Origin of the sequence: Bradyrhizobium arachidis (assembly GCF_024758505.1) — a bacterium.
GTDB classification, from domain to species: Bacteria; Pseudomonadota; Alphaproteobacteria; order Rhizobiales; family Xanthobacteraceae; genus Bradyrhizobium; species Bradyrhizobium manausense_C.
Window position 1 is genome coordinate 3,252,708 of sequence record NZ_CP077970.1, and the last position, 23,646, is coordinate 3,276,353.

At 63.9% G+C, this 23,646-nt stretch carries 22 protein-coding genes; 13 read left to right on the forward strand and 9 right to left on the reverse strand.

All coding sequences use genetic code 11. The features are described 5' to 3' along the window. Positions 1-61 precede the first annotated feature (61 nt). The 5 genes from ilvD (at position 62) to KUF59_RS14645 (ending at position 5,338) form a co-directional block, all read left to right on the forward strand. Positions 62-1,756: a dihydroxy-acid dehydratase gene (gene ilvD / locus KUF59_RS14625; protein WP_212457723.1), complete on the forward strand. Its 1,695-nt coding sequence runs from the start codon at positions 62-64 to the stop codon at positions 1,754-1,756. A 110-nt stretch (positions 1,757-1,866) separates the two neighbouring features. After that, complete coding sequence (locus KUF59_RS14630; protein ID WP_212457722.1) at positions 1,867-2,709, forward strand: ABC transporter ATP-binding protein; 843 nt, start codon at positions 1,867-1,869, stop codon at positions 2,707-2,709. Further along, positions 2,706-3,491 carry an ABC transporter permease gene (locus KUF59_RS14635; protein WP_212457721.1) on the forward strand — a complete coding sequence of 262 codons (786 nt, stop codon included), beginning with the start codon at positions 2,706-2,708 and terminating at the stop codon, positions 3,489-3,491. Before KUF59_RS14630 ends, KUF59_RS14635 begins: the two co-directional genes overlap by 4 nt. Then, positions 3,488-4,255 carry an ABC transporter permease gene (locus KUF59_RS14640; RefSeq protein ID WP_212457720.1) on the forward strand — a complete coding sequence of 256 codons (768 nt, stop codon included), beginning with the start codon at positions 3,488-3,490 and terminating at the stop codon, positions 4,253-4,255. The genes KUF59_RS14635 and KUF59_RS14640 overlap by 4 nt, the downstream gene beginning before the upstream one ends. A 36-nt stretch (positions 4,256-4,291) precedes the next feature. Next, positions 4,292-5,338, forward strand: coding sequence for a 2,5-dihydroxypyridine 5,6-dioxygenase NicX family protein (locus KUF59_RS14645; RefSeq protein ID WP_212457719.1), 1,047 nt, complete (start codon positions 4,292-4,294; stop codon positions 5,336-5,338). Here KUF59_RS14645 and KUF59_RS14650 read toward each other — a convergent pair. The 5 genes from KUF59_RS14650 to KUF59_RS14670 are packed head-to-tail and all read right to left on the reverse strand — an operon-like array spanning position 5,335 to position 11,034. Next, positions 5,335-6,318: a 3-hydroxybutyryl-CoA dehydrogenase gene (locus tag KUF59_RS14650; protein ID WP_212457718.1), complete on the reverse strand. Its 984-nt coding sequence runs from the start codon at positions 6,316-6,318 to the stop codon at positions 5,335-5,337. The two genes, KUF59_RS14645 and KUF59_RS14650, sit on opposite strands and share 4 nt — an antisense overlap. Positions 6,319-6,321: 3 nt before the next feature. After that, positions 6,322-7,410 (reverse strand): NAD/NADP-dependent octopine/nopaline dehydrogenase family protein, encoded by a 1,089-nt coding sequence (locus tag KUF59_RS14655; RefSeq protein WP_212457717.1) that lies wholly within the window; start codon positions 7,408-7,410, stop codon positions 6,322-6,324. Then, positions 7,407-8,942 (reverse strand): class I adenylate-forming enzyme family protein, encoded by a 1,536-nt coding sequence (locus KUF59_RS14660; RefSeq protein WP_212457716.1) that lies wholly within the window; start codon positions 8,940-8,942, stop codon positions 7,407-7,409. The genes KUF59_RS14655 and KUF59_RS14660 overlap by 4 nt, the downstream gene beginning before the upstream one ends. 2 nt (positions 8,943-8,944) lie before the next feature. Beyond that, positions 8,945-10,234 carry an acyl-CoA dehydrogenase family protein gene (locus tag KUF59_RS14665; RefSeq protein WP_212457715.1) on the reverse strand — a complete coding sequence of 430 codons (1,290 nt, stop codon included), beginning with the start codon at positions 10,232-10,234 and terminating at the stop codon, positions 8,945-8,947. Continuing rightward, the gene (locus KUF59_RS14670; protein ID WP_212457714.1) at positions 10,231-11,034 is read right to left on the reverse strand and encodes an alpha/beta fold hydrolase; all 804 of its coding nucleotides are present in this window, start codon (positions 11,032-11,034) and stop codon (positions 10,231-10,233) included. Before KUF59_RS14670 ends, KUF59_RS14665 begins: the two co-directional genes overlap by 4 nt. A 226-nt stretch (positions 11,035-11,260) precedes the next feature. Between KUF59_RS14670 and KUF59_RS14675 the strand changes: the two genes are divergently transcribed. The 3 genes from KUF59_RS14675 to KUF59_RS14685 all read left to right on the forward strand — a co-directional run bounded on the left by KUF59_RS14675 (position 11,261) and on the right by KUF59_RS14685 (position 14,309). Next, complete coding sequence (locus KUF59_RS14675; protein WP_212457713.1) at positions 11,261-12,022, forward strand: SDR family NAD(P)-dependent oxidoreductase; 762 nt, start codon at positions 11,261-11,263, stop codon at positions 12,020-12,022. Between the two features lie 48 nt (positions 12,023-12,070). Next, positions 12,071-12,907 (forward strand): enoyl-CoA hydratase family protein, encoded by an 837-nt coding sequence (locus KUF59_RS14680; RefSeq protein ID WP_212457712.1) that lies wholly within the window; start codon positions 12,071-12,073, stop codon positions 12,905-12,907. Between the two features lie 151 nt (positions 12,908-13,058). Then, positions 13,059-14,309 carry a flavin-dependent oxidoreductase gene (locus KUF59_RS14685; RefSeq protein ID WP_212457711.1) on the forward strand — a complete coding sequence of 417 codons (1,251 nt, stop codon included), beginning with the start codon at positions 13,059-13,061 and terminating at the stop codon, positions 14,307-14,309. 186 nt (positions 14,310-14,495) lie between these two features. Here the strand turns inward: KUF59_RS14685 and KUF59_RS14690 are convergent, their stop codons facing one another. Together KUF59_RS14690 and KUF59_RS14695 are read right to left on the reverse strand one after the other, a co-directional pair. Then, entirely contained in the window at positions 14,496-14,951 is a 456-nt protein-coding gene (locus KUF59_RS14690) for a cupin domain-containing protein (RefSeq protein ID WP_212457710.1), read from the reverse strand. 160 nt (positions 14,952-15,111) lie between these two features. Further along, positions 15,112-16,281: an ABC transporter substrate-binding protein gene (locus KUF59_RS14695; RefSeq protein WP_212457709.1), complete on the reverse strand. Its 1,170-nt coding sequence runs from the start codon at positions 16,279-16,281 to the stop codon at positions 15,112-15,114. A 294-nt stretch (positions 16,282-16,575) separates the two neighbouring features. On the opposite strand from KUF59_RS14695, the gene KUF59_RS14700 reads away from it, so the two are divergent. The 3 genes from KUF59_RS14700 to KUF59_RS14710 all read left to right on the forward strand — a co-directional run bounded on the left by KUF59_RS14700 (position 16,576) and on the right by KUF59_RS14710 (position 19,373). Beyond that, a complete protein-coding gene (locus KUF59_RS14700) occupies positions 16,576-17,067 on the forward strand; it encodes a MarR family winged helix-turn-helix transcriptional regulator (protein WP_212457806.1) in 492 nt (163 codons plus the stop codon). Positions 17,068-17,230: 163 nt separating this feature from the next. Beyond that, complete coding sequence (locus KUF59_RS14705) at positions 17,231-18,901, forward strand: benzoate-CoA ligase family protein (protein WP_212457708.1); 1,671 nt, start codon at positions 17,231-17,233, stop codon at positions 18,899-18,901. 10 nt (positions 18,902-18,911) lie between these two features. After that, positions 18,912-19,373 (forward strand): RidA family protein, encoded by a 462-nt coding sequence (locus tag KUF59_RS14710; protein ID WP_212457707.1) that lies wholly within the window; start codon positions 18,912-18,914, stop codon positions 19,371-19,373. Between the two features lie 14 nt (positions 19,374-19,387). On the opposite strand, the gene KUF59_RS14715 is transcribed toward KUF59_RS14710, so the two are convergent. After that, complete coding sequence (locus tag KUF59_RS14715) at positions 19,388-20,116, reverse strand: CBS domain-containing protein (RefSeq protein WP_212457706.1); 729 nt, start codon at positions 20,114-20,116, stop codon at positions 19,388-19,390. A 218-nt stretch (positions 20,117-20,334) separates the two neighbouring features. On the opposite strand from KUF59_RS14715, the gene KUF59_RS14720 reads away from it, so the two are divergent. After that, positions 20,335-20,727, forward strand: coding sequence for a hypothetical protein (locus KUF59_RS14720; RefSeq protein WP_258769584.1), 393 nt, complete (start codon positions 20,335-20,337; stop codon positions 20,725-20,727). A gap of 11 nt (positions 20,728-20,738) precedes the next feature. Beyond that, positions 20,739-22,571 carry a PHA/PHB synthase family protein gene (locus tag KUF59_RS14725; protein WP_212457705.1) on the forward strand — a complete coding sequence of 611 codons (1,833 nt, stop codon included), beginning with the start codon at positions 20,739-20,741 and terminating at the stop codon, positions 22,569-22,571. Positions 22,572-22,673: 102 nt separating this feature from the next. Here the strand turns inward: KUF59_RS14725 and KUF59_RS14730 are convergent, their stop codons facing one another. Then, complete coding sequence (locus tag KUF59_RS14730) at positions 22,674-23,645, reverse strand: CHAD domain-containing protein (RefSeq protein ID WP_258769585.1); 972 nt, start codon at positions 23,643-23,645, stop codon at positions 22,674-22,676. Between the last annotated feature and the right edge of the window lies 1 nt (position 23,646).

Sequence of the window (23,646 nt, forward strand, 5' to 3'; positions counted from 1 at the left end):
CCGTCGGATCAAGAAGCTGCGGCGCCCCGATATGTGGGCGTCGGATGAAGATGATGTACGCATGAAGAAGTTGCGATCACGGGTGACGACCGACGGCCTCGACCGGGCCCCTCATCGCGCGTTCATGCGCGCAATGGGGCTCGACGATGAGGCCATCGCCAGGCCGATGGTCGGCGTCGTCAGCATGAAGGGCGAGCAGACGCCCTGCAACATGACGCACGACTTCCAGGTCGATGCCGCCAAGGCAGGGATCGAGGAGGCCGGCGGCACGCCGCGTGAATTCGCGACGATCTCGGTTTCCGACGGCATCAGCATGAATCACGAGGGGATGAAGTTCTCGCTGTTTTCGCGTGAGCTGATCGCGGACTCGATCGAGGCTGTTGTCCACGGTCTCGCCTACGACGCGCTGATCGGATTCGGTGGCTGCGACAAGACGCTGCCCGGCGTGATGATGGGAATGATCCGCTGCAACGTGCCGTCGATTTTCATCTATGGCGGCAGCGCGCTGCCCGGCCGCCTCGAGGGCCGAACCCTGACCGTCCTCGATTCCTACGAGGCCGTCGGCGGCTTCATGACTGGCGACATCGACGGCGCGACGCTCGAGCGCATCGAGCGAAGCTGCTTGCCGACCATCGGTGCATGCGCGGGGCAGTTCACTGCCAATACGATGGCGATGGTTTCGGAGGCGATGGGCCTGACCATCCCCAACGTGTCCATGATCCCCGGCGTCTATGTCGAACGCGCACAGGTCTCGCGCCGCGCGGGCCGCTTGGTGATGGAGATGCTCGAACGTGGCGGTCCGCTGCCACGCGACATCGTGACGCGCAAGGCGCTTGAAAACGGCGCGGCGATCGTGGCCGCGACCGGTGGCTCGACCAATGCGGCGCTCCATCTGCCGGCGATGGCCAACGAAGCCGGCATTTCCTTCACTATCGACGATGTCGGCGAGGTCTTCGCGCGGACGCCGCTGATCGGAAACCTGCGTCCCGGCGGCAAATACACCGCGAAGGACGTCTACGATATCGGCGGAGCCGCGGTCGTCATCCGCGAACTGATGCAGAGCGGACATATCGACGGGAGCTGTCTGACGGTCACCGGCCGCACGCTGGCAGAGGAATATGGCGGTGCGAACGCGCCCGATGGCGAGGTCATCTACCGCGCGCAAAGGCCGATCATGCCGGATGGTGGCGTCGCCGTGCTCAAGGGCAGCCTCTGCCCCGACGGCGCCGTGATCAAGGTTGCAGGTCTCAAAAACCTGTTTTTTGAGGGACCGGCGCGGGTGTTTGAAGATGAGGAAGCCTGCGTCGAAGCGGTTCGAAGCCGCAACTACCAGGCCGGCGAGATTTTGGTGATCCGCAACGAAGGACCGGTTGGCGGACCCGGCATGCGGGAGATGCTCGGGGTTACGGCGCTGATCTATGGCCAAGGGATGGGCGAGAAGGTTGCGCTGATTACGGACGGACGCTTCTCGGGCGCGACGCGAGGCATGTGCATCGGCTATGTATCGCCCGAGGCTTTCGTCGGCGGTCCGCTGGCGCTGGTGCGCGATGGCGACAAGATCCGGATCGATGCCGGCAGCCGTCGGCTGGATCTGCTGGTTGATGAAGAGCAACTCGCGTCACGGCGGCGCGATTGGAAGCCGCGTCCACCGCGTCATCGTGCGGGCGCGCTCGCGAAATACGCACGACTGGTCGGGCAGGCGCCGGGCGGGGCCGTGACGCATGAAGGTCCGGCAGAGTGGCCGTGGTTCGGCTGAACAGCCACGAGAGCGCGGCTCACATGGCAGGTTTCTTGCTATGCTGGCGCTGCTAGTTGAGCGGATTCGGGGAACGGCGCGGAATGTTGGCGGATGAGGCGAGAGATGGAATGAAGGTTGTGCCTTCAAGGTCGAGCAAAACTCCTGATGCGGCGCCGACGCACAAGTCGTCGTCGGCGATGATCGAGATCGACCATGTCTCGCAGATATTTCAGACCTCGACGCGCAAGGATCATCTGGCGCTGTCAGACATCTCGCTGACGATTGAGGATGGCGCCTTCGTATCCATTCTCGGACCTTCGGGCTGCGGCAAATCGACTCTCCTCTATATCGTTGGTGGCTTCGTTAGCCCCACCAGCGGCTCGGCGAGGATGAAGGGCAAGACCATCGCCGGTCCGGGCCCTGATCGTGGTCCGGTCTTCCAGGAATTTGCGCTGTTTCCGTGGAAGAGCGTGCTCGGCAACGTGATGTATGGACCGCGCCAGCAGGGCGTGCGCGCAGCAGACGCTGAAGCGCAGAGCCGCGCCTTGATCGAGATGGTCGGCCTGAAAGGCTACGAGAATTTCTATCCGAAGGAGCTGTCGGGTGGCATGAAGCAGCGCGTCGCGCTGGCACGGACGCTCGCCTACCATCCCGAAGTCCTGCTGATGGACGAGCCCTTCGGCGCGCTCGATGCTCATACTAGAACGCGCCTGCAAAACGACCTTCTGAACATCTGGGAGCGCGACCGGAAGACCGTGCTCTTTGTGACCCACTCGGTGGAGGAGGCGGTCTTTCTCTCGGACAAGGTCGTGATGATGTCCCGCTCGCCGGGGCGCATTCGTCAGGTCATCGATATCGATCTGCCGCGGCCGCGCCGACGCACCGAGCTTTTGCTTGATCCGCGCTACCAAAAGTACGTGGTCGACATCGAGCGCATGTTCGATGACGGCGATGTCGGACTGGGCACATGATGTCGCCGGCGGCCTTGCTCAAACGTACGGCGCCGGCGCTGGCCTGCATCGGCCTGCTGGCGGTGTGGCAGGTTGCTGCGCTTGCACTCAAGAACGACAGCTTTCCGACCGCGATCGAGGCGCTTCGGGCGGTTCCGGCGATCCTGACCGACAAGGATGCTTTGATCAACATTTTGGCGTCGCTCCGCCGCATGGTGATCGGCTTTAGCCTTGCCATCGCCGTCTCAATTCCGCTCGGGCTGATGATGGGCCGCAGCCGGGCGGTGGCGGCGTTCTTCAACCCGCTCCTGATGATCATCTACCCGGTGCCGAAGGCGGCGCTGATGCCGATCATCATGCTTTGGCTGGGCGTCGGCGACGTCTCAAAGACGCTCGTCATCTTCCTCGGCGTCAGCCTGCCGGTGATCTATCACAGCTTTGAGGGCGCCAAGGCGGTCGAGGAGAAGATGCTCTGGTCAGGCGCGGCCATGGGGCTCTCGGCTGGGCAGCGACTTGTCCGGATCGTGCTGCCGGCGGCATTGCCCGAGATATTGGCGGGATGCCGCACTGGTCTCGTGCTGGCGCTGATCACGATGATCACCAGCGAGATGATCGCCCGCCAGTCGGGTGCCGGAAACATCCTCTTCAATGCGCTGGATATGGGGCAATACGACACCGTCTTCGCCATGATCATCATCGTCGGTGCCATGGGCATCTGCCTCGACGCAGCATTCGAGAGGATCCGCGCGCGATTGGTGCGCTGGTCCGAACCCCAGTTCGATATGCCCTTGAGCTTCTCATGAGAACGAGCGCACTCACCGGAGATTTCCTGCTTGGCCTGGTGCCGATCGCGCTCGTGATTGCGCTATGGCAGGGCCTCGTGTCGTTCGGGGTCGCGCCGGCGGTTTTGCTACCCCCGCCGGGACTTGTGTTTGCTCGCCTGCTGCAGCAACTCACCACCTCCACATTTCATCGCGAGATCGCCGCGACGCTGATCCGGCTGTTCGGCGGGTTCTCGATCGCGGTCGTGCTCGGCGTGAGCATTGGCATCGCCGCGGCCGCCAATCCGGCATTCAACGCGGTCGTGCGGCCGATCGTACGGGTGCTCGCGCCGCTGCCGAAGGTCGCGCTCTATCCTGCGCTGTTGCTCTTGGTCGGCTTCGGGCATGAATCGAAGATCTTGCTGGTCACCGCCGACGCGCTGTTTCCGATTCTTCTGTCGACATACTATGGCGCCTCAACCGTTGAGCAGAAGCTGATCTGGTCGGCGATGGCGGCGGGAACGCCGCGGCGCGAGATCCTGTTCAAGGTCATCCTCCCGGCGGCGATGCCGTCGATCCTCACCGGTTGCCGGATCGGGCTTGTCATTTCCTGCATCGTGGTATTCCTGGCCGAGATGATCACGTCGACGGACGGCCTCGGCCACATGTTGGTCACGGCGGCGCGTACCTTCCAGGCCGTTGACATGTTCGTGCCGCTGATCACGATCTCGCTGCTGGGACTGATCCTCAACGGCCTGCTGCAAGCCGTGCGCTCCTATCTGTTGCGGGGCTTCCCGGAGGCGTAGACTGACGAAACAAGAACCAGGAAACGGGAGTGAACCATGCTGGCGGATCGCATCGAAGCGAAATGGATCGACGCCTTCTGCGAGCTCTTTGAACGCTGCGCCGTCAAGGCCGGCGATACCGCGGCGATCCTGTCCGAAACCCAGTCGCGCGCGCTAAATGTTCAGCTCGCCGAGCTTGCCCTGCTGCGCATGGGTGCGCGTCCCTTTCATGTGGTGCTGCCGACGCCGCGCAACCGGCACATCGTGCCGGTTCGTTCCACCGGCGCGAGCGAGGCGATCCAGGGGCTGGGGCCGGTCGTGTCAGCGCTTCAGCAAGCGGGCTTCGTGGTCGACTGCACCATCGAGGGCCTAATGCATGCCAAGGAGACACCGGAGATTCTGAAAGCGGGCGCGCGCATCCAGGTGATCTCCAATGAGCATCCAGAGGCGCTCGAGCGCATGTTGCCGGATGCGGCGCTGGAGAAACGGGTTCGTGCGGCGGCCAAGATGTTGAGGGGAACCGCGCGGATGCGCGTGACATCGAAGGCGGGCACGGCGCTCGACGTCGATATGGTCGGCGCATCGACGGTCGGCGTGTGGGGATGGACCGACAGGCCGGGAACGCTGGCCCACTGGCCGGGCGGGATCGTCGTGAGTTTTCCCAAGAGCGGGACCATCAACGGCACGCTGGTGATGGCGCCCGGCGACATCAACCTGACCTTCAAACGCTATTTGTCGTCGCCGGTGAAGATGATGCTCAAGAACGACTACGTCGTCGAGCTAGAAGGCGAGGGCACGGACGCCGCGATGATGCGGGCCTACCTTGCTGCCTGGGGCGACCGCGAGGCCTATGCGGTGTCGCATGTTGGCTTCGGTATGAATCCGGGTGCGCGCTACGAGGCGCTCTCGATGTACGACCAGCGCGACACCAACGGTACCGAGCTGCGCGCCGTGTCCGGAAACTTCCTGTTCTCAACCGGAGCCAACGAGTTCGCTGGCCGCTACACGGCGGGCCATTTCGACCTGCCGATGATGGGAACGACCATCGAGCTCGACGGTGTCGCAGTGGTGCGCGAAGGCGTCCTTCAGGATGTCTTCGGCTAAAGCACGGGCGGCCGTGCCAGGCCAAAGTGCCTGAGCATCTCGACCATCGCCTTGAGGCGCTGCTCGCGATAGGCTCCAACGTCGAGGCCGGAATAGTCGAGAAAGCCTGCGCCGGTGCGCAGGCCAATCCGGCCCTCATGCATGTTGCGTGCGATCACGTCCGGCGAGCGGTAGCGATCGCTGCCGAGCGCGCCTTCGAGATAGCGGCTCGCATAGTACAGAATGTCTCCGCCGCCCCAGTCGATGAATTCGAGCAGTCCCAGCACCGCGTAGCGGAAGCCGAAGCCGTAGCGGATTGCCTTGTCGATATCCTCGGCGCTGGCGACGCCTTCCTCGACCATGCGCGCCGCCTCGTTCATGGCGAGCGCCTGGATGCGCGGCACGATGAAGCCCGGCGTGGCGGCGCAGACCACGGGCACCTTGCCGATGCCTTCCAGCAACTCCTTGACCTTCTCGACGATTGCCGGATCGGTTGCGGCCCCCGGAGAGACCTCGACCAGCGGGATCAAATAGGCCGGGTTGAGCCAGTGCACGTTGAGGAAGCGGTCGGGATGCTCGATGGCGCCTGAGAGATCGTCGACGAGGATCGTCGATGTCGTGGACGCAATGATCGTGTCCCGGCTGACCTGCCCCGAGGCGGCAGCCAACACCTCGCGCTTGAGATCGACGATCTCAGGAACCCCCTCGAAGACCATGCCGGCGTGTGACAGGGCCGAGTCATGTTCGGCGGCGGGCACGACCGAGACGCGTGTCATCACGGTTTCGGCGTCTCCCCCGCTGAGCATGCCCAGGCGGGCGAGGGTCGCAAGGGTCGTCCGCACCTCTCCCAGCGCGTCAGCCTCGAGCTTGGCAAAATCCTCCGCAGAGCGGCTCTTCACATCGATCATCGTCACGGGGTGCCCGGCATAGGCGAACGCAACGGCGATGCCGCGGCCCATGCGGCCGGCGCCGAGACAGGCAATGGGCGAGCGCATCGTCATCTCTCAAAATCCCTTGCGCAGCAGTTCTTGCAGCTCCGCCTTCTTCAGATTGTCCAGCCCTAGCGACGCGAGCGTGCGTCCGCCGCGCAAAAAGTCCTCGCCGCAGATCGCGCCCCCGATGGCGAGGAACGCCCTTGCGAGCGGCGTTGCGACGTCGGCGAGCTCGGCCACCGAGACCAGCAGCGAGAGGCCGAGGCGCAGATCTTCCCGCATGTAGCGATGTTCCCTGAGCACGAGCCGTTCGCGCCAATCGCCGGAGTCGGTGAGGCGGTCATGCGAGCCGCGGCCATACATCCAGATCTCACCTTCCTTGGCGTAGTGATCGGCCAGCGGGAAATGCGGCGCGCCGTAGCCGAGCCGTTCACGCACCGCGATGCGTTCCGCGTCGAGCGCATCGGTGACCCGGCGGATCGCGGCCTGCGTGCCTTCCTTGTGGATGTCCCACCGTTCAAAGTGCTCGATCGGGCCCGCGTTCATGACGATGAGCGGTGGATGAATAATGGGCCCCGCGTTCATCAAGGCGCCGGAGAGTGCGTCACCGCACGGCTCGATGGCATTCGGAAACGCGCGGCCGATCACGTCAAGCGCGTGCGGAGCGGCGTCAAGCGGAAACACGCCGACCGGCAGTCGCTTGGCGCGGATCGTGATGGCGACCTCGAACGGTCCGTGCTTGCGGGTCAGCCAGGGCAGGGTGCCCGTCTCTGCAAAGCACGCTTTTGCGCGATTGCCTGCGTCGCGCATGGCCATCGCAACAATCATCGAGCCGAAAGTGGCCGGCGGCAGGAACACGACCTGCCCATCCCTGAGGTGCGGCGCGAGCAGGCGGGCGATATCGGGCTGTGCGAAGGCCGGGGCGGGACAGAGGATCAGTTCGGCGTCTGCGACCGCTTCGGCGATGTCAGTCGTGACCAGCGCGAGCGTTACGTCGTGCTTGCCGGTGTGATCCTTCACGAGGATACGCGAGCCGGCGGCGCGATGGGTAGCAACCTGATCTGCATCCCGTCGCCACAGCCGAACCTCGTGCCCGGCGAGCGCAAAGTCGCCGGCGGCGGCGAACGAGCCGTTACCGCCGCCAAGAACCGCAATCTTCAAGAGACCTCTCCTTGCGTGCGCGATTGAGCGTCGATCTGCTTCACCAGGAAATGCTGGACCTTGCCCAGTGCGGTGCGCGGCAGATCGGTGACGAAGACGATGTCGCGCGGGACCTTGAAGCGCGCAAGCTGCGTCTGAAGGTGGTGCTTGAGCTCATCGGCCTCGATCCGGCAGCCCTGTCGCCGGATGACATAGGCGATGGGGACTTCGTCCCAGCGAGGATCGGCGCGGCCGATCACAGCACATTCGCTGACATCGGGGTGCTCCAGCAGGACCCGCTCCACCTCGGCCGGATAGATGTTCTCTCCGCCGGAGATGATCATGTTCTTCTTGCGGTCGCGGACCCAGAAATAGCCCTCGGAATCGCACAGGCCGATATCGCCGGTGCGATACCAGCCATCCCTCAGCGCCTCGCGGGTCGCGCTCTCATTCCCCCAATATTCGAAAAACACGCTTGGACCGCGGACGGCGATTTCGCCGGGCGTGTCCACCGGCACTTCCGCGCCGGCGTCGTCGATCACCTTGGCTTCGCAGCACAGGCCGGCAAGGCCCGTCGACTCCAGTCGCGACAGGTCCCCGCCAAATCGCGTGTAGATCGCGATCGGGCAGGTCTCGGTCGAACCGTAGACCTGAAGGACGGGAACGCCGCGGTCGACGAAGCGCTGGATCAGCGGCGGCGGCACGATCGTCGATCCCGTCGCGATAGCCTTTAGTGACGAAAGGTCGGTCGTGGTCCAGGCCGGATGATCACTCATTGCCTGAATCGTTGCCGGCACCAGCACAGTCAATGTCGGCCGGTCGCGTTCGATGGAGGCGAGTGCTGCATCGGGCGTAAAGCGGGGAACGATCGTGACCGTGGCACCGACCTGGAGCGCAGGCGTAGTCTGGATGTTGAGGCCGCCGACATGGAAGAAGGGCAGCACCGTCAGCACATGATCGCCCGAGGTGAGATCGTGCATGTGCTGGCTCATGACGCCGTTCCAGAACAGCGCCTCCTGCCGCAGCACTGCGCCCTTGGGCCGACCCGTCGTGCCCGAGGTATAGACGATCAGCAGCGGGCAGGAGAGATCGATATGCGGATTGCGGCCGGCGCCAGTCCCGCGCGCGAGCAGCGCGTCGAAGGTCAGACCATGCGGCGGCGCGAAGTCGAGGCCGACGACGGAAGCCCCCGGCAGGTTTTGTTCGAGTTCGGGAATGACGCCGGCAAAGGCGCGCTCGAGAACGAGCACTTTGACGCTCGCGTCGGACAGAATGAAGATCTGCTCGGCGACCGCGAGCCGCCAGTTCAGCGGCACCAGCATGGCGCCCAATCGCGCGCACGCATATAGCAGCACCAGGTAGTCCGGCCGGTTGAGACTCAGGATCGCAACGCGATCGCCACGGCTGATGCCGAGCTCGCTCTTCAATGCGGCCGCGGTCTGCTCGATACGTGCGGCAAAGGCCGCATAGCTCAGGCTCGCGCCCTCGAAGCGTATGGCGGGTTTGTCAGGTGCAAACGCCGCGTTGCGATCGATCAGGCTGGAGAGGTCCACCGCTACTCGTCCGTTTCGCCGGGCTCGTACAATGCGTCGCGGCCGATGCGGTCGAGGCAGAGTTCGGCCGTCCAGGGCAGCATCAGCGAACCGCAGCGGCTGTCGCGATAGATGCGCTCCAGCGGCAGCGATTTCAGCATGGCCTGTCCGCCGCAGGTGCGGATGGCGAGCGCGGCAAGCTCGTTCGCGCCTTCCATCACCGAATATTGCGCGGCGTAAGCGCGTAGCACCTGCTCCTTGCTCGGATTGGCGCGCGCCTCAGTAATGGCTTGGAACCAGATTGCCTTGATCTGTTCCAGCTTGATCTGCATCTGCGCGACCGCGATCTGCTTGGTCGGGTACATCCTGCGCTTCACGGGCGGCATGCCCGGCACTTCACCGCGCAGATAACGCAGGGTGAAATCGTACGCCGCTTGTGCGAGGCCCATATAGGTCGGTGACAGCGTCAGGAACATGTGCGGCCAGCGCAGCGCCGCCTGGAAATAGACGCCGCGCGGCATCAGCGCCGCGTCTCCGGGCACGAACACGTCCTTGAACAGGAGCGTGCGCGAGACCGTGCCCCGCATCCCCAGCGGATCCCAATCCCCCACCACAGACACGCCGTCCGATCTCGCAGGAACAGCCAGGTACAGGGTGTTGCGGCGCGAGGCCTTGGCGCCTTCCTCGACCTCCGTGCAGAGCACGCCGTAATAATCCGCGTGTCCGGAGAGCGAGGCAAAAATCTTCTTGCCGTTGACGATCCAGCCGCCCTCGACCGGCTTTGCTTCCGTGCCGAAGGCAACGCCGCCGGCGGCTGCGGCACCGCCCTCCGAAAAGGGCTGGGAATAGATCGCGCCATCCTCGACGATGCGCTTGTAGTGGATGGCGCGCCGCGTCTCGTGCTCGGCGCGCATCGCGGTGTCCATGTCGAGATCGTCGGCAAGCGGGCCCGTCCACAATGTCGAGCAGACATGCATGTTCCAGGTCAATGCGGTCGCGCCGCAATAGCGGCCGATCTCGGCCGCAGCGAGCGCGTAGGTCTGATAGCCTGCGCCGAGCCCGCCATGCTTTTTGGGGATTGCGATCCCGAGCAGGCCGACGCGATGCAGATCGCGGTAATTCTCGGTCGGAAACGTCGCGTCGCGATCGTAGGCCGCGGCACGCGCGGCGAAAACGGTCTGGCCGATCTCGCGTGCGCGCGCGATGATCGCTGCCTGATCGTCGCTGAGGCGGAACGCTGATGGGTCGAAGATCGGCGCATCCAGCGCAACCTTGTCGGAAGAATTCATGCCTTTACTGACCTGCATCGTCATGGCGCATTCGCCGTTGTGGGCACGACGGAGTTCAGGAAGCCGTTCAGGGCCTCATTGAAGGCGTCGGGGCGCTCGAGATTGGCGAGATGGCCGACGCCGGCGAGCTCGACATAGCGCGCAGCCGGCACATAGCCTGCCATCTTCGCCATCATCGGCGCGGGGGCGTTGTTGTCCTTGGATCCGGACAGGAGAAGTGTCGGCACGGCAATGTCCTTCAGCGCGCTGCGCTGGTCGAACCCGATCAGCGCGAGCATCATCGCGCGATAGCTTGCGGCGGGAACACTGGCCATGCAATCGCGCGCGAGTGCCAGGCCCTCGGCATCGGGATCATCGCCGACGAGTTCCTTGACCAGCGAGGGCGCGAGCGAAGCCATCGTCTCGCCGCGATCGAGCGGACCGAGCCGTGCCGCGATGAACGACTTTTGCCAGTCGCCGTCGGCCTTGCCGAAAGCCGGGCTGGTCTGCGCCAGCACCACCGCATGCGCATCAGCCTTGTGTCGGGTCAGCCATTGCTGAACGATCATGCCGCCGATGGAGTGTCCGACCAGGATGGGTTTTGTCGTCGCCGTCTGCTGCAAAAACGCCTGCAGCGCATCCGCCAGGGCAGCAATGCTGACGTTGGCCAGTGGCTCCGATCCGCCATAGCCCGGCATGTCCCACGCCATGGCGCGGAAACGGTTGCCGAAATACGCGAGTTGATGGCGCCAGGCCCGGGCCGCCCCGCCGATCCCGTGCAGGAACAAGAGCGGCGGCGCTTGGGGATCGCCCGCGGCCTCGAAGGCGAATTGTCCGGTTTTCATTGTCGTTGGCGTCGGATCCGGCACGCGGTGTCCTCTTGCTGAGGAGGTCGATGCTAACAGCCCTTTCGGCGATGAAAAGGGGATAATTTTATACTTAAAGCAATTTCCGGGCCGCGCTTTCCGCTTAGGTCTCTCGGGCCGAGCCCGGGCTTCATTGCAAAAATTTGAAGTTTAAAATATATCCGGAGGGGCAAATCCACCGATGCCCTTGAAGGGAGCCCTGCGAATGTCTGGACTGCCGCATTCTGCGCATGCGCTGGTGACGGGCGGCGGTCGCGGTATCGGCCGCGCGATTGCTGCAGCTCTGACAGGTGCTGGCGCCACCGTCACCGTGCTCGGACGCAATGCCGCTGTTCTCGACGAAGCCGTGAACGCCGGCGCCGCGCAGTTTGCCGAAGTGGCCGACGTGTCGGATGAAGCCGCGCTCAAGGCTGCGATCGCGAAGGCGGCTGCGCGGCAACCGATCGACATTTTGATCGCGAACGCAGGCCGCGCGGAATCGGCCCCCTTTGCGAAGTCGGACGATGCGCTGTTTGCACGCATGATGGACGTGAATTTCATGGGCGTCGTGCATGCGGTCCGCGCGGTGTTGCCCGAGATGCGCGACCGCCCGCATGGCCGCATCGTTGCCGTCGCATCGACGGCCGGACTGAAGGGCTATTCCTATGTGAGCGCCTACAGCGCGGCCAAGCACGCCGTCATCGGGCTCGTGCGTTCGCTGGCGCTGGAACTGGCGACGTCAGGCGTGACCGTGAACGCCGTCTGTCCCGGCTTCACCGATACCGACCTTGTCGCCGGCAGCATCGACAACATCATGAAGAAGACCGGGCGCAGCCGCGAGCAGGCCATCGCCGAGCTCGCCAAGCACAATCCGCAGGGGCGGCTGGTGTCGCCCGGCGAGGTCGCGAATGCCGTACTCTGGCTGTGCGGCGAGGGCGCTGGCGCGATCACGGGACAGGCGATTGCGGTCGCCGGCGGCGAAATCTAGCGCGGCGGAAAGCGCCGCCTGCAAACGATCCAAGAACAGGGAGATCCCATGAGCAGACCCGCAAATCCCGTGACCTTGCCGCTAGCGGACTATACGCCAAAGCACTTTTTGCTGGCGGTCGTCGATCATGTCGCAACCGTCACGCTGAACCGGCCCGAGCGTAAGAATCCGCTCACCTTCGAGAGCTATCGCGAGCTCACCGATTTCTTCCGCGCCTGCGCGTTTGACGAAGAAGTGAAGGCGATCGTGGTCACCGGCGCGGGCGGAAATTTCTCGTCCGGCGGCGATGTGTTCGAGATCATCGGACCCTTGGTGAAGATGGACACCAAGGGGCTGACGGCCTTCACGCGGATGACCGGCGACCTCGTCAAGGCCATGCGCGCCTGTCCGCAGCCGATCGTTGCTGCGGTCGAGGGCATCTGCGCCGGTGCCGGCGCCATCGTCGCCATGGCATCCGACATGCGCCTTGCGACCGGCGGCGCCAAGGTCGCGTTCCTATTCAACAAGGTCGGGCTCGCCGGCTGCGACATGGGCGCCTGCGCCATCCTGCCCCGCATCATCGGGCAATCGCGCGCCTCCGAGCTGCTCTACACCGGCCGCTTCATGACGGCGGAAGAAGGCGAGCGCTGGGGGTTTTTCAGCCGCATCGTCACGCCGGATCAGGTGCTGCCGCAGGCGCAACTTCTGGCAAAGCAAGTCGCGGAAGGTCCGAATTTCGCCAACACCATGACCAAGCGGATGCTGGCCATGGAATGGGCGATGTCGATCGAGGAGGCGATCGAGGCCGAGGCGGTGGCGCAGGCGCTGTGCATGACCACGGCCGATTTCGAGCGCGCGTTTGAGGCCTTCGCCAACAAGGTTAAGCCGGTCTTCCAGGGCAACTAGCCCTGATGCCCCGGTTCCGGGTCGAAGGTTAAGGCTAAGCCAAAGACCCGGGCGAAGCGCCAAGTCGGGGCGACAAACCGGCTTGCGGCGGGCTCGCCGCCCGTGCGACGTTACGGCCATTGCCTGGCATGTATTGAGTGGAGTTTGGGCGATGAAGGCGATTATCGTCGGTGGCGGCATCGGAGGTCTCACCACGGCGCTGATGCTGCGGGCCCGCGGCATCTGCTGCGAGATTTTTGAGCAGGCCGACACCATCCGCGAGCTTGGCGTCGGCATCAACACGCTGCCGCATGCGATGCGCGAGCTGGCCAGCCTCGGCCTGCTGCAAAAGCTCGACGACGTCGCGATCCGCACCGATCAACTCTACTACCTCAACCGTCACGGCCAGGAAGTCTGGCGCGAAGCGCGCGGCATCGACGCCGGCCATGACGTGCCGCAGTTCTCGATCCACCGCGGGCGGCTGCAGGGTGTCATCCACCGTGCCGTCGAGGAGCGTCTTGGCCCCGAGGTGATCCACACCGGCTGCCGGCTCGGCGCTTTCACCCAGGACGAAGGTGGCGTCACCGCCTATTTCTTCGATCGCTCCGGCGCCCACGTCCACACCGCGCGCGGCGACATTCTGATCGGCGCCGACGGCATTCATTCGCGCGTGCGCGAGACGCTGTTTCCCAGTGAAGGTCCGCCGTGCTGGAACGGCTTGATGCTATGGCGTGGCGCGCGCGATTGGCCGCTCTTCCTGACCGGCAAGTCGATGATCGTGGCCGGTGGCCTCAACGCAAAGGTCGTGATCTATCCCATCGCGGAAGGATCGAGCCCGGCGAGCCGTCTCACCAACTGGGCGGTGCTGGTCAAGATCGGCGAGGGCAACGCGCCGCCGCCGCGCAAGGAAGACTGGTCGCGACCGGGCCGGCGCGAGGAATTGATGCCGCATGTCGCGCGCTTCTCGGTGCCCTATGTCGACGTCAAGAGCCTGATCTCGGCGACACCGGAATTCTACGAATATCCCACCTGCGACCGCGATCCGCTGCCGTACTGGTCGAGCGGGCGCGTGACGCTGCTCGGCGATGCCGCGCATCCGATGTATCCGGTCGGCTCGAATGGCGCTTCGCAGGCAATCCTCGATGCGCGATGCCTCGCCGATCTGCTGGCGCGTGCCGAGCATCCGCGCCAGGCGCTGATGGAATATGAGAAGAAGCGGCTGCCGATGACGGCCGAAATCGTCCGCTCCAACCGCCGCGGCGGACCGGAGGGCGTGATCGACGCCGTCGAGCAGCTCGCGCCCGACGGTTTTGACAACATCGACAAGGTCCTCAGCTATTCCCAGCGCGAAGCGATCGTGAAGGGCTACGCGACGAAGGCCGGTTTTGCGGCGGTGCCGGGATTGGCCGCGGTGCGGGCCTGAGGCTAGACGGCAAGAGCGTGTTGAGCTGGTGCGGCATTGGGAATGCACCTCTCCCTTGGGAGACGTCGGCGCGTAGCGCCGGGTGAGGGGTTACGGTCTCACGTTGGCGCACGCCCCCTCACCCGATTTGCTAGCGCAAATCGACGTCTCCCCGCTGGGGAGAGGTGAATCGAGCCCGCGGAGGCATTAACCGGGCGGCGGCGGCAAAAAGTGGATGTTGAATTCCGCTGCCATCGCGACCACGTCCTCCGGCTTCTGCTCCTTCATGTTGTGAAGGCCCCAGAACAGCTCGAAGAGTTTTCGGCTCGGCGACACCCAGAACAGCACTTTCGCGGTCTGCTCTGATTTGTTGAAGATGCCGTGCGGCACGCCCATGCCGAGCCGGATCAGGTCGCCGGCGGTCGCTTGCGCCTCGGAATTGCCGAGCACGAAATCGAGCTTCCCTTCGAGCATATAGAGATACTCGTCCTGGTCGGGATGGATGTGCGGCGGCACGAACGTGCCGGGTGGCAGCGTCGCGTGCCAGGAGAAGCTGTTTTCGGCATAGCTCTTCGGCACATAGGTCTGGCCGAGGATGTTCCAGGAAATGCCCTGGATGCCCTCGTTGGCGCGCGTGATGCCGGTGATCTCACTCTTCGTCATCCTAATCCTCCCTGTCTCCTACGCCGTGCGGCTTAAAGCGCGATGGCTTTAAATTGAATCGTCATCGCGCCTTAGTTCTTTGTTTGAGCATGATCTCCGCGCAAACACGTTCCGCGTTTGTCGCGAGGGAAAACCGCTGCGCACTTTTCCGGATCATGCTCTAGTTCGCCGCCTTGCAGTCCTTGGCATAGCGGTCGCCGTAATTTTCGAAGACCTTTTGGACGATCTCGGTCTGGAATTTTCCGTCTGGCCGCTTGGCGACCTTGGTCAGGTAAAAGTCCTGGATCGGATAGCCATTGGTGTTGAACTTGAAGGCGCCGCGCAATGAGGTGAAGTCGGCCTTCCTCAGGGCGGCGGAAACGGCATCCTTGTTCGAGAGGTCGCCCTTGACGGCCTTGACGGCGCTGTCGATCAGCATCGCGGCGTCATAGGCCTGGAACGCGTAGGTGCCGGGCACGATGTTGTAAGCCGCTTCATAAGCGGCGACGAACTTCTTGTTCTGCGGATTGTCGAGATTGGGCGCCCAGTTCGAGCCGCCGAACATGCCGACAGCCGCGTCCTGCTGTGCCGGCAAGGTCGATTCATCCACCGTGAAAGCCGAAAGCACCGGAATGCTGTCGGCGAGGCCGGCCTGCCGGTATTGCTTGACGAGATTGACGCCGAGGCCGCCCGGCATGAACGTGAAGAGCGCATCGGGCTTTTGCGATGAAATCTTGGAGAGCTCCGGCTGGAAGTCCAGCGTGTTCAGCGGCATGTAGGACTCTTCGACGATCTCGCCCTTGTAGTCGAGCTTGAAGCCTGCCGCCGAATCCTTGCCGGCCTGATAGTTCGGCACCATCAGGTACATGCGCTTGTAGCCGCGATCCTGCGCGACCTTGCCGAGGACCTCGTGGACCTGATCGTTCTGATAGGACGTCACATAGAAGAACGGGTTGCAGTCCTTGCCGGCAAAAGTCGACGGACCCGCATTGGGGCTGACCAGGAACGTCTTGCTCTCGGTGACCGGACGGTGGATCGCCTGGAGGATGTTCGAGAAGATAGGCCCGACCACGAAATCGACCTTGTCGCGTTCGAGCAGGCCTTTGACCTTCGTCACGGCGGCGTCCGGCTTCAACTCGTCGTCGACCACGACCAGCTCGACATCGCGGCCGCCCATCTTGCTGCCGAGATCTTTCACCGCAAGCGTGAAGCCGTCGCGGACCTGCTGGCCCAGCGCGGCCGCAGGGCCCGACAAGGTCACGACCACGCCCAGCTTGATCTTCTCCTGTGCGAGCGCGGGTAGGGCGCCCAGCAGCAAAGCCAATCCCGCGAACGTCAACTGCTTCTTCATGATCACTTCCCCGATACGCCGTCTTGCGTCCGACCTTTAACGATCCGAGCGGAGCATATTCTGACGACGGCGTCGGCGGCAAGCAAAGCCGATCATGTCGATGTCATCAGCGCTTCCGTCGAGCGCGGATATGCAAGCGGCGCGCCAATTGCTTGAAGCCTAAACAAATTCGAAAGAAGGGCATCGCCCGGCAGGTTTGCCCTTGCGAACAGGGCGAATTTATTTGAAGCTGAAAACGATGGACGAAACGCCGCAGTCTACCGTCCGTGCCGCGAGCCAGTGACCGCTACCCAGATGCTCGATTCCGAGACCAAGGCCGTCGAACTCCCCGAGGACCACGCCGAAGAGCTTCGGCTCTGGTTGCGGCTTTTGACCTGTACCACGTTGATCGAAGGCGAGGTGCGGGGCCGGCTGCGGGCGAGGTTCCACGTCACCTTGCCCCGCTTCGACCTGATGGCGCAGCTCGACAAGGCGCCTGATGGCATGACGCTGTCAGACGTCTCCAAGCGCATGATGGTATCGAACGGCAACGTCACGGGCCTCGTCGAACGGCTCGTCGAGTCCGGTCATCTCGATCGCCGCACGTCCGAATCCGACAGGCGGGTGCAGGTGATCCGCCTGACCAAGCTCGGACGCGCCGAGTTCCGCAAGATGGCGGCCGAGCACGAGACCTGGATCGCCGATGTCTTCGCCGACCTCAGCCCCAAGGACGTGCGCGAACTGATGCGGCTTCTGGCCAAGACCAAGGCCTCGGCGCAGAAGTCCGCCGGTCGCCGCAAGGCGTAAACCCGGTAGCGGGCGATCCGCCAAATCTCCAAGTGCGACAAGAAAAAGTGCGACAAGAAAAAGCAAGGGATGCCCAAAATCGGCTATTGCGCAAAATTGCTTTAAGCCTAAAATGATTTCCGAAAGTGCTGCCGGGTGCTCTCCAAACTGAAAGGAGCGTGCGATGGCCAACGCCGCCAAAGCTCATGATCCGGGCTCGCATGACAGCAGGGCCGGGACGGCTCATATCGATCCGTTCGCGCAAGCGCATCTGCCGCCGCGCGATCTCTGGCCGGAATTCATTTTCACGCGGCCGGAGCTGCAATATCCGGCGCGCCTGAACTGCGTCAGTTATTTCCTCGACCGCTGGGTCGAGCAGGGTCATGGCGATGCGCCATGCGCCATCAGTCCTTCGGTCAGCTACAGCTATCGCGAGCTGCAACAGCTCGTGAACCGCATCGCGAACGTGCTGGTTGGCAAGCTCGGTCTCGTCACCGGCGGCCGTGTGCTGCTGCGATCGGCCAACAACCCGATGATGGTTGCGGCCTATCTCGCAATCATCAAGGCCGGCGGCATTGTCGTGGCAACCATGCCTCTGCTGCGCGCGAAGGAATTGTCCTATCCGATCCAGAAGGCGGAGATTTCGCTCGCGCTTTGCGACGGAAAACTCTCCGACGAGATGGAGAAGGCCAGGCTCGCCGCGCCCGGCCTCAAGCATGTCGTCTATTGGGGCACTGGCGCGGCCGACTCGCTCGAAAACCTCGTCGCGGATGCGAGCCCTGAATTCACGGCCATCGATACCGCCTCCGACGACATCTGCCTGATCGCCTTCACGTCGGGCACAACAGGCGATCCCAAGGGCACGATGCACTTCCATCGCGACATGCTCGCGGTGTGCGACGGCTATGCGCGCAACATCCTGCGTGCCAGGCAGGACGATCGCTTCATCGGATCGGCGCCGCTCGCATTCACCTTCGGCTTCGGCGGCGTGCTCTTCCCCATGCATATCGGCGCGTCATTCGTGGTGCTGGAGAAGACGACGCCTGACGATTTCCTCAGCGCCATCGAAAACTACAAGACGACCGTCTGCTTCACCGCGCCGACCGCCTATCGCGCAATCCTCGGCAAGCTCGCGGGCCGTGACATCTCATCCTTGCGCAAATGCGTCTCCGCCGGCGAGACCCTGCCCAAGCCGACATTCGATGCCTGGCTCAAGGCGACCGGCATCAAGCTGATGGACGGGATCGGGTCGACCGAGTTGCTGCACATCTTCATCAGCGCGACCGAGGACGAGATTCGTCCCGGCGCCACCGGCAAGCCGGTGCCGGGCTATGAAGCCAAGATCGTCGATGACGACGGCAACGATCTGCCGCCCGGCACGATGGGAAAGCTCGCGGTGCGCGGCCCGACCGGTTGCCGCTATCTCGCCGATGAGCGGCAGCGCAAATACGTCCAGAACGGCTGGAACGTGACGGGCGACACCTACGTCATGGATAGCGACGGCTACTTCTGGTACCAGTCGCGCTCCGACGACATGATCGTATCCGCCGGCTACAATATTGCCGGCACCGACGTCGAGGCCGCGCTGATGACGCATCCGGCCGTCGCCGAATGCGGCGTCGTCGGCGCGCCGGACGAGGCGCGCGGGATGATCGTGAAGGCCTACGTCATTCCGGCGCCGGGCGTGACGCCCGACGCGCAGCTCGTCAGCGAGCTCCAGGAGCACGTCAAGCGCGAGATCGCACCCTATAAATATCCGCGCGCGATCGAATTCGTGACGCAGTTGCCGAAGACCGAGACGGGCAAGCTGAAACGCTTTGCCTTGCGTCAGATGGCGCAGGCCGCCGCGGGATAGAGATGGAGAAATGTCCGTGACTATTCCGAAGGGCCCGCAGCCCGCCGTGCTGCCGGCCGATGCAGAAGCTGGCTCGTCCGCCGTGCAGATCCTACAGCCGTCCGGCTGGCCGATGCCTAAGGGCTATGCCAACGGCATGGCCGCTGAAGGCCGCATCGTCGTGACCGGCGGCGTGATCGGCTGGGACGCCGAGGAGCGCCTTGCGGACGGATTTGTTGCGCAGGTGCGCCAGACGCTCGCCAATATCGCGGCCATTCTGGCGGAAGGAGGCGCGCGGCCAGAACACCTCGTGCGGCTGACCTGGTACGTCGTCGACATGGATGAGTACCTCGCGAACCTGAAGGAGCTGGGCCGGATCTATCGCGAGATCTTTGGCGCGCATTATCCGGCGATGGCGCTCGTGCAGGTCGTCCGCCTGGTCGAGAAGGCGGCGCGCGTCGAGATCGAAGCGACCGCGGTGATACCACGCTGAAGCGCCTTTTTTGTTCAGCTCGCTTTGGCGAGGCCGTCGTCGTCCGGCGAATTCAGATAGACGCCCGAGATCGTATCGACCCAGCACAGATGGTCGTGTACCTTCTTCACGCCCGTCACATTCTCGGTGGCGACGATCGCCGCCTTGCGCACGCGCTCCTCGGTGATCACGCCGCTGAGATGAACGATGCCGTCGCGCACGATGACGTTCAGTCCGAACGGGCACCAGTCGGTCTTCTCGAGCGCGTCGATGATCCGGTTGCGAATGTGATCGTCGTCAGCGGTCGGATCGGGCACCTGCCGCGCGAGGCTCGCGACCGCCTGCAGCAGGCTGGCGCGCGAGACGATGCCGACGACCTTGTCGCCACGCACGACCGGCAGGCGCTTGATATTCTTCTGCTCCATGATATCGGCGATCTCGGCGAGGGCGGTGTCCTCGTTGATGGTCACCGGCGACGTCGTCATCACCTCGGCGACGTTGCGGCCGTGCTCGGCAACGAAATCGCTGGCCGATGCGCCGGGGCCGAGGATGAAGCGGAGCCAGTTCCGCCGCTTGCGCTGGGTTCCGATCTCGCTGCGGCGAAGGAAATCCCCTTCCGAGACGATGCCGACCAGCTTGCCCTGACCGTCGATCACCGGAAGTCCGCTGACATGGCGTTGCAGCATCAGGTTCGCGGCATCGACGATGGTGGTCTCGGGGGTGACCGAAATGACCGACCGGGTCATGATCTGGTGGGCGCGCATGGACAACTCCGCAAGCTCTGGCAAATGATGACAAAACCCTAGTCCGGGCGCGGCAGGCCGGGTTGACCCAAGTCAAGCGCAAGTCAGATGCAGGTCAAGCGCGGGACGGCAAATGGTCGCGTGTCGCGGGGTTTGTGCTAGACTTGACCCAGCTCAATGTCCGCAGAGACGCTCGGCCTATCTTGATCCCGGAGTTCCAAGACGATGGGGAGAGTGCCGTGCGCGAGGCCGCCAAAGCATCCGAGATCAAGGCATTTGAGACACAAGGGAGCGTCGCCATGCCGATGCCGCCCGATGCGGTAGCCCAACTCGCGGATGCCAACCGCCGTGCGCTGGATTTGATGCTCGGGACGCAACGGCTCCTCTTCGAGCAGAGCAGCTTCGTTGCCAGCGAATTGCTCGATCGCGCGCAGACCGAGACGCATCTGTTCGCCGAATTCGTGTCAAAATTCGCCGGCTCGCATTCGGTCAAGGACTGGGCCAGCATGTGCAGGGATTGCAGCCAGCACCAGTTGGATTTCATCCGGCGCGACAGCGATCGGCTGTTCAAGCACGGCGAACGATTGATGGAGGCGGCGTCTCGCCTGGTCGACAGCGCGTCACCACGCTGACCGTTGTTGCCATGAGTGCCATGCAGATTTCGACGCTCGCGCGCGCTGAAAAGCCCGCCGTTGCCGAGCCGGTCAACCAGCCCGTCCAGGCGATCGCCGCAGAACCGCCGTCTCAAGCGACGGCGGCCGAGCCGCAGCACGAGTCCTATCCCGTCGACCGGACGCTTCACGCCATGTTGGCGCGGTTCAACGGCGGGATTTCGCCGGTCGCCTTGTCGCTCGCTTTTCTCGACTGGGCGACCCATCTTGCGACGGCGCCGCAACGCCAGATCGAGCTGGTCCACGATGCCGTTCGCGATGCTGGCCGGCTGGTCGAGGCCGCGACCCATATGTCGGCGGACAACAAGCCCTGGTCCGCGGCCAAGCCGCGGGCCCAGGACAGGCGTTTTGCTAGGCCCGAATGGGGGAGCGCGCCATTCAACTTGCTGGCGCAGAGTTTTTTGCTGGGCGAGGAGTGGTGGCGGAAGGCAACGACTGGCGTCCGCGGCGTCGCGCCCGCCAATGAGGCGATTGTCGAGTTCTCCATACGCCAGGTGCTCGACATGCTGGCGCCATCGAATTTCGCGACGACCAACCCCGAAGTGCTGCAGAGGGCGTTTCAGACTGGTGGCGCAAATTTTGTGGCCGGCTGGCAGAACTGGTCCAGCGATTTGATGCGCGTGCTTGCCGGCGGCAAGCAGGGCGGCGATGGGCAGTTCGTCGTCGGCAAGACGGTCGCGACATCTGCCGGAAAAGTCGTCTATCGCAACGAGCTGATCGAGCTGATCCAGTACAGCCCGACCACCGAAAAGGTGCGGCCGGAGCCGGTGTTGATCGTGCCGGCTTGGATCATGAAGTACTACATCCTCGATCTGTCGCCGCAGAATTCGCTGGTGAAGCATCTCACCGGCGAAGGCTTTACCGTCTTCGCGATCTCCTGGCGCAATCCCAACGCGGATGACCGCGACGTGGCGTTCGACGACTATCGCAGACTGGGCGTCAAGGCTGCGCTCGACACCATCGGCTGCATCCTGCCGCGCCGAAAGATCCACGCGCTCGGCTATTGCCTCGGCGGCACGCTCTTGTCGATTGCGGCGGCCGCGATGGCGCGGGACGGCGACGTCAGGCTGAAGACCATCACACTGCTCGCCGCGCAGACCGACTTCACCGAAGCGGGCGAGCTGACGCTGTTCATCAACGAAAGCCAGGTCGCCTTCCTCGAGGACATCATGTGGGAGCGCGGCTATCTCGACACGACGCAGATGGCGGGCGCCTTCCAGCTCCTGCGCTCGAACGACCTGATCTGGTCGCGCCTCTCGCACGACTATCTCCTGGGCGAACGCGCGCCGCCGAGCGATCTGATGGCCTGGAACGCGGACGCGACGCGGCTGCCGTATCGCATGCATTCCGAATATCTGCGAAAGCTGTTCCTCAACAACGATCTGGCGGGAGGGCGCTATCACGTCGAAGGACGCAATATCGCGCTGTCCGACATCCATGCGCCGATGTTCGTGGTCGGCACGCTCCGGGATCACGTCGCGCCCTGGAAGTCCGTCTACAAGATCCACTACCAGGTCGATGCCGACGTGACGTTCCTGCTCGCCAGCGGCGGCCACAATGGCGGCATCGTGGCGCCATCGGGCGAAGCCGGGCACAGCTACCAGGTCATGACCAAGGGCGCGGACACGCCCTATGTCGGCCGCGACGAATGGCTGAAACTGGCGCCGCGCAGCGAGGGGTCGTGGTGGCCCGAATGGACCGGCTGGCTCGCAGCGCGCTCAGGCGAATGGTGCGCCCCGCCGCGCATGGGTTTTGGCAATGTCGACGCACTGCCGGACGCGCCGGGCGATTACGTGCACACCTAGAGCGTTTTCAAGCGAAGTGGATACCGGTTCGCGTCAAGAAAACGCGTCAAGAGCAGAATCTAGAGTTTTATCCGTTCCGATTCCATCGGAGCGGATAAAGCTCTAGTCCTCGTCTTCGTCGCTGCGCGTCAGGTCTGAGGCGCGGAATGGTTTGGCCTTGCCGAGCTTCCTGTAGGCGGTCGAGGCTATCAGCAGCAGCTTTTTGGCGTCCCTGCGATCGAGGAAGTGCACGCCCGGCACAGAGCCTGTGCCGTTGAGTGATTTTGCCAGGGTCCGTCCTCTCGCATCGTCATTGAGCTGGCCGAGGCTCCGCTGCGCCTTGCGCAACTGTTTCAGGGCAGCCTTCTGCTTGGCCAGCGACTTGTCGGAAAACAAATCTTCCAGCGATTCGATCGAGTAAGTCAGCCGCTTGTTGAGAATGCGCAGTCTGTGCCGCTTCTCGACGTCGAGCTTGTCGAGCTTGCGCGACCTCTTGAGCAGCTTTTTTTCCCATTCCGCAAGCTGGCCGGCGGCGTGCTCGGCGAGCGAGGCCGCGCGCAGCCTGACGGCCTCCTTGCTTCGGCTGGTCGACCACGGCCCCCGTGCGATCCAGCCCGAGGTATGTTCGATCAGGCGCCTGTAGCGCGCGGATTGTAGCGCTCGCGTCAGCAGCCGGTAACTTTCGCTGCGTTTCTCGGTCCAGGACTGGAGCTCGGCGATGACGGAGAGCTCGTCGCCGGTGGCGGCCACGATGCGCTCGATGGCCACGTCGAGATCCCTGACCATCCCGAGCTGGCCGTTCAGCCATTTCAGCTCGGCCCAGACCTGCGCCCGCTCGGCGTCGTCGACCATGGGTGAGAAGAACCGGATTGCGCTACGCAGATGCGTCAGCGCAATCCGGGTCTGGTGCAGGGCATCGGGGTCGCCGCTACAGGTCGCATTGTGCTGGGCGATGACAGCATCGAGGTAACGACGCGCGATGATGCGAAACGCGGTGTCGCAGGCCATGCCGCGACTCAATCGTGCCGGTGCTGCGCGCGACGCCGCCGGCCGGGCCGGGGCGGTCGCCTCCATCGGTGGGGTGGATTGTGACATC

Excerpts from the sequence above, each read along its gene's own strand:
- ilvD (WP_212457723.1), top strand. The coding sequence starts at position 62 with ATGAAGAAGTTGCGATCACGGGTGACGACCGACGGCCTCGACCGGGCC.
- KUF59_RS14630 (WP_212457722.1), top strand. The coding sequence starts at position 1,867 with ATGAAGGTTGTGCCTTCAAGGTCGAGCAAAACTCCTGATGCGGCGCCG.
- KUF59_RS14635 (WP_212457721.1), top strand. The coding sequence starts at position 2,706 with ATGATGTCGCCGGCGGCCTTGCTCAAACGTACGGCGCCGGCGCTGGCC.
- KUF59_RS14640 (WP_212457720.1), top strand. The coding sequence starts at position 3,488 with ATGAGAACGAGCGCACTCACCGGAGATTTCCTGCTTGGCCTGGTGCCG.
- KUF59_RS14645 (WP_212457719.1), top strand. The coding sequence starts at position 4,292 with ATGCTGGCGGATCGCATCGAAGCGAAATGGATCGACGCCTTCTGCGAG.
- KUF59_RS14650 (WP_212457718.1), bottom strand. The coding sequence starts at position 6,318 with ATGACGATGCGCTCGCCCATTGCCTGTCTCGGCGCCGGCCGCATGGGC.
- KUF59_RS14665 (WP_212457715.1), bottom strand. The coding sequence starts at position 10,234 with ATGACGATGCAGGTCAGTAAAGGCATGAATTCTTCCGACAAGGTTGCG.
- KUF59_RS14670 (WP_212457714.1), bottom strand. The coding sequence starts at position 11,034 with ATGAAAACCGGACAATTCGCCTTCGAGGCCGCGGGCGATCCCCAAGCG.
- KUF59_RS14675 (WP_212457713.1), top strand. The coding sequence starts at position 11,261 with ATGTCTGGACTGCCGCATTCTGCGCATGCGCTGGTGACGGGCGGCGGT.
- KUF59_RS14680 (WP_212457712.1), top strand. The coding sequence starts at position 12,071 with ATGAGCAGACCCGCAAATCCCGTGACCTTGCCGCTAGCGGACTATACG.
- KUF59_RS14685 (WP_212457711.1), top strand. The coding sequence starts at position 13,059 with ATGAAGGCGATTATCGTCGGTGGCGGCATCGGAGGTCTCACCACGGCG.
- KUF59_RS14690 (WP_212457710.1), bottom strand. The coding sequence starts at position 14,951 with ATGACGAAGAGTGAGATCACCGGCATCACGCGCGCCAACGAGGGCATC.
- KUF59_RS14695 (WP_212457709.1), bottom strand. The coding sequence starts at position 16,281 with ATGAAGAAGCAGTTGACGTTCGCGGGATTGGCTTTGCTGCTGGGCGCC.
- KUF59_RS14700 (WP_212457806.1), top strand. The coding sequence starts at position 16,576 with ATGCTCGATTCCGAGACCAAGGCCGTCGAACTCCCCGAGGACCACGCC.
- KUF59_RS14705 (WP_212457708.1), top strand. The coding sequence starts at position 17,231 with ATGGCCAACGCCGCCAAAGCTCATGATCCGGGCTCGCATGACAGCAGG.
- KUF59_RS14710 (WP_212457707.1), top strand. The coding sequence starts at position 18,912 with ATGTCCGTGACTATTCCGAAGGGCCCGCAGCCCGCCGTGCTGCCGGCC.
- KUF59_RS14715 (WP_212457706.1), bottom strand. The coding sequence starts at position 20,116 with ATGCGCGCCCACCAGATCATGACCCGGTCGGTCATTTCGGTCACCCCC.
- KUF59_RS14725 (WP_212457705.1), top strand. The coding sequence starts at position 20,739 with ATGAGTGCCATGCAGATTTCGACGCTCGCGCGCGCTGAAAAGCCCGCC.
- KUF59_RS14730 (WP_258769585.1), bottom strand. The coding sequence starts at position 23,645 with ATGTCACAATCCACCCCACCGATGGAGGCGACCGCCCCGGCCCGGCCG.